The following is a 3,915-nucleotide window of genomic DNA, read 5'->3' as shown; positions in this document are numbered from 1 at the left end:
CGCGCCAGAGCGAGCCTGCGAAGGTGCCGCCGGTGCGTACCGAGCGCGCGGCCGCGCCGCCGCCCCCTCCTCCTCCAGTGCCGCAGGCTCCGCCCGTTCCGCCGCCGGCTCCCGCCGCTGCTACGCCCTCGAGTGCCGAGCAGAATCTCGCCGAGATGGCACAGCGGCTCGAAGCCGCGCTGCGCCGTCCTGCTGGCGAGCCGGTCGCGCCTCCGGTTGCTCCGGAGCCGCCGGCTCCGCCCGCGCCGGCCAAGCCGGCCGTCGAGAAGACCAGCTTTGAAAATCTCGAAGACGAGATGGCCTCGCTGCTCGGCCGACCGAAGCCGTCTTCGTGAGGCTGCCGGCCCTCCCGCGTAGAGTTCTTTTTGTTTCTGTCCTGATCGGCGCGGCTTCGCTCGCCACCCTTGCGCATGCTCAGGACATCAGCATCAATCTCGGCGGCCAAGCCGGCGGCGGCGGCGTCACCGAGCGCGCGATCCAGCTCATCGCGCTGCTCACGGTGCTGTCGATCGCACCGTCGATCCTGATCATGATGACCTCGTTCACGCGCATCGTGGTCGTGCTGTCGCTGCTGCGCACCGCGATGGGTACGGCGACCGCGCCGCCGAACTCGGTGATCATTGCGCTGGCGATGTTCCTCACCTTCTTCGTGATGGGACCCGTCCTGCAAAAATCCTACGACGAAGGCATCCGTCCGCTCGTCGCCAACCAGGTTGGCGTCGAGGACGCGCTCCAGCGCGCCTCCGTCCCGTTGCGGTCCTTCATGCAGAAGAACGTGCGCGAGAAGGACCTCAAGCTGTTCCTGGATCTGTCCGGCGAACCGCCGCCGGCCACACCCGACGAGCTCGCACTGCGCATCCTCGTTCCCGCCTTCATGATCTCGGAGCTGAAGCGTGCCTTCGAGATCGGTTTCCTCCTGTTCCTGCCCTTCCTGATCATCGACCTCGTCGTCGCTTCCGTGCTGATGTCGATGGGCATGATGATGCTGCCGCCGGCGACGATCTCGCTGCCGTTCAAGCTGATCTTCTTCGTGCTGGTGGATGGCTGGTCGCTGGTGGCAGGGAGTTTGGTGCAGAGTTACGGGGGGTAGCGGCCACCATGCGGTAAACCGCCAGGCCGCGCCTCGCCCGGTCCCACTAGATGGCCTCGCCCTACCCCTTCACGTCATACTGCTTGCTGAGGTGATCACCGATCTGCACCAGCATGGCGACGCTCTCGGGAAACCCCGGTCGCGCTCGCGTGGCCTGGTCGGCATCGGCCCGGAACTCCCAGCTGTCGCCGTCGCGGATGATCGAGATGACGAGGCCGTCCGGGCCATCGGCATGGACCTTCAGTTCGGCCCGCGCCATGGCAATGAGTTCGGCTTCGGTCTTGACAGGCTTGCTCATATCAACGCTCTCCCGGCATGAAGGCATACAGGTTGCCGCCTCGCGCGGCGCCTGTCGAGAGGTCGAAGGTAGCAGGGTTTCTACCGCGTCATCTTGATCTGCCGCACGACCGGGATCGTGGGCAGCGAGCCGGTATGCTCGGTCTCGTCCTTGGCCTGCGGCGAGGCCGGCGCACGGGCGGTTGCATCGGGAAAGCGCTGCTTCATCTCGCGCAGGAAGCCGTTGAGCGTGTCGACGCTGGCTGCGAGCTTGGCGATCTCGGCGAATTCGGCGCTGGAGGCGGCGCTTGGCTTGCTGGCGATATCGAAGGCGAGACGGTCGGCGCTCTCGCTCATCAGCGGCGCGTATTTCTCGCGGAAGCGCGACAGGCCGATCGAGTCGTCAGCGAGCGCGTAACCGACGGCGGCGCGGATGATGTCGCTCTTCTCCACCGCGTTGAGCGGCTTGAAGTCGCGGAAGCGCTCGCCGTAATAGAGCTCGATCTGCTCGGCGGACTCGCGCCAGCGCCGCGCCGCCCAAAAGATGTCGGAGCGAAGGCGGAGCACCTCGCGCCCCGAGACATTGGAGACGATGTCGAGTGCGAGATCATGACGGCCGACATCGCTCTGCGCGCGCGCTTCAAGGAGCAGTCGCTGCTGCCGCAGTTCACCGGAGAGATCGCTGATGCGGCTTGCGCGCAACGCCGTGATCGCGAGGTCAGGCCGGCGGTTGGCGAGATAGATCATCGAGAGGCGCGCGGCGACCTGCGCGCGCGCGGCACCTTCGAGGCGATGGTCGACCTGGTATTGCAGGAGCTCGGCGGCCTGGTCGAGGAGATCGACCGAGGCGAGGCGGTCGGCAAGACGGCGAATCAGCTCGTCGCCGCGCCGGCCAATTGGCGTCAGCTCGCGGAACTCGTAGAACATCCCGAGCGCCTCGACCGGCGGCAGTTCGTCACCCTTCGGTCCCAGGAAGATCTGGCTGAACAGGTCGGAGGCGAGGTCCTGCGCCTGACGCGAGGCTTCGGCGTTCGGCTGGAGCTTTGTCGCGGTGCGCGCCGCCATCAGCGCGTCCCGGTAGCGCCCGTTCTCGGCATACATCTGCGACAGCATCTGGAGCGTCTTGACCTCGATCGCGTCGCCGCGCCAGGTCATCGACAGCGTCTCGAGCTCGCGCAGCGCGTCTTCCTTGGAGATCTCGTCGCGCTTCTGCCGCAGCGCCACCTCGAGCTGTTTGGCCTCGGCCGCAGCCTGACGATCATTCGAGGCGACCACGAATTTGTAGTCGTCAAGCGCATCCTTGTCGTGGCCGAGCGCCTCTGCGAGCCGGCCACGCAGCACGGCAAAGCCGGGCGCGGCCTCGGGCGAGATGCCGACCACCTCGATCTCGCTGCGGCGCTTGGAGGCACCGGCATAGTCCTTCACCTCGAGCGAGGCGCGCATCGCATCCATGGTCACGATGCGCTGGATGTCGAGCGGCAGCGAGGCGATGGCGAATTCGACGTTCTTGAACTTCTCGCGCGCGTCCGCCCATTTGCCCTGGCGCGCGTAAGCGAGCGCCTTCCAGAGCTGGGAATCGTGGCTGTTGCCTATCGCGGGATTGGCGAGGTCTTTCAGACCTTGCGCTGGCCGGCCGATCAGGATGCTCGCGATCGCATGCATGATCAGCGCGCCGCTCTCCTCCTTGTTGAGGGGATCGCTCAGCATCACGTCAGTCACGGATTTGGCTTCGTGATACATGGCCCGCGACATGTAGAACTGCGCAAGGTCGAGCCGCGACAGCGATCGCTGCGCCGGATCGACGCCGGAGATCGCGGTGATCAGCTCGCTCTGGCGCGTCATGAAGTCTTCGGACTGACCCTTGCGCCAGCCTTCGGGACTGAAGATCGGCCGCACCGCGGTCGGCGCTCGCTCGGCCGAGATGTCGACCGGCGACAGCGTCAGTCCGCCCTTCTTGCCGAGAATGACCTTGTCGGCTCCGACCTCGACGCCGACCTCGTCGGAGTTCGGCCGGATCGCGATGCCGTGGGCAGATTCCAGCAGCGCGAGGTCGACGAGGTCCTGACGCTTGATGAAGCCGCGCACCGGCCGCTGCGCAGTGACGACATAGAGCGTGTCGCCGGCGTCGGGATCGGTCAGCTTGTGCAAGAGGCCCGGATTGGCGAAGGGGATCGCGATGTTGGCGAGCGCGGGGTCGGTGATGTTGCGCGCCATCATCAGCGGCAGCGGCGTCGCCTGGATCTTGTCGGCGAGCGTCAGCAGCCAGTTGGTCTCCTTGCCGACCTCCTCGCTGGTCAGCGAGTAGACCAGCGGCCGGGTCAGGCGGATGCGCACCGCCTGCCCCTTGTCGAGCGGCATGCGGTTGACCTCGCCGATCATCGCGCCGCCCTTGGTGCGGATCGCCTCGACATCGATCGGTTTCGGCGAGTCAAATACCAGCCACACCGTGTCGCCACGGCGGAACGCCGCCGCTGGCGTCGCCACCTGCAGCGGGAACATCACGCGCAGGCCATCGCTGTCGCGGCGCGCATCGACGCTGGCGGCCGCGG

Annotated in this window: 3 protein-coding genes and 1 pseudogene; 2 read left to right on the top strand and 2 right to left on the bottom strand. The window is 66.7% G+C overall.

Translation table 11 applies throughout. The features are described 5' to 3' along the window. Positions 1 to 335, top strand: a pseudogene (locus AC629_RS32605) (flagellar biosynthetic protein FliO); the annotation flags it as partial. Continuing rightward, positions 332 to 1,090: a flagellar type III secretion system pore protein FliP gene (fliP, locus tag AC629_RS32600; RefSeq protein WP_084808915.1), complete on the top strand. Its 759-nt coding sequence runs from the start codon at positions 332 to 334 to the stop codon at positions 1,088 to 1,090. The pseudogene AC629_RS32605 and the gene fliP, both read left to right, overlap by 4 nt. A gap of 61 nt (positions 1,091 to 1,151) precedes the next feature. Here fliP and AC629_RS32595 read toward each other — a convergent pair whose 3' ends face one another. Next, positions 1,152 to 1,388: a hypothetical protein gene (locus tag AC629_RS32595; RefSeq protein ID WP_084808914.1), complete on the bottom strand. Its 237-nt coding sequence runs from the start codon at positions 1,386 to 1,388 to the stop codon at positions 1,152 to 1,154. Positions 1,389 to 1,468: 80 nt separating this feature from the next. Then, a partial coding sequence (locus AC629_RS32590; RefSeq protein ID WP_143199614.1) for a tetratricopeptide repeat protein occupies positions 1,469 to 3,915 on the bottom strand: 2,447 nt, incomplete at its 5' end.

This window comes from Bradyrhizobium sp. NAS80.1 (assembly GCF_001908205.1).
Classification (GTDB): domain Bacteria; phylum Pseudomonadota; class Alphaproteobacteria; order Rhizobiales; family Xanthobacteraceae; genus Bradyrhizobium.
Note: the sequence above shows the minus strand (reverse complement) of the source record. Positions and strands in the feature narration are given on the sequence as shown.